The sequence below is a fragment of the Vogesella mureinivorans genome, assembly GCF_007644035.1.
Taxonomy (GTDB): Bacteria; Pseudomonadota; Gammaproteobacteria; order Burkholderiales; family Chromobacteriaceae; genus Vogesella; species Vogesella mureinivorans.
Genome location: NZ_VMTV02000158.1, coordinates 1 through 348 on the forward strand (window position 1 = coordinate 1; position 348 = coordinate 348).

The 348-nt window shown below is 63.2% G+C and carries 1 protein-coding gene; it reads left to right on the forward strand.

All coding sequences use genetic code 11. The annotated features are described in order from the left end of the window. Positions 1 to 52 precede the first annotated feature (52 nt). On the forward strand, positions 53 to 348 hold a 296-nt coding region (gene tssB, locus FLQ44_RS05050; RefSeq protein WP_147693358.1), incomplete at its 3' end, for a type VI secretion system contractile sheath small subunit.

Sequence of the window (348 nt, forward strand, 5' to 3'; positions counted from 1 at the left end):
CCACACACCACACCCGTTCGATCGACAGCAACGCGCAGCCAGGAGCCTCCGAATGAGCGCCTCGAAGTTCACCACCAGCAACAAGAACAGCGGCCAGAAGTTCATCGCCCGCAACCGGGCTCCGCGCGTGCAGATCGAGTACGACGTCGAGATCTACGGCTCGGAGAAGAAGGTCCAGATCCCCTTCGTGATGGGCGTGATGGCAGACCTCGCCGGCAAGTCCGGAGCGGACCTGCCGCCGGTCGCCGACCGCAAGTTTCTTGAGATCGACATCGACAACTTCGACGAGCGCATGAAGGCGATCCGCCCACGCGTTTCCTTCGCCGTGCCCAACACGCTGACCGGCGA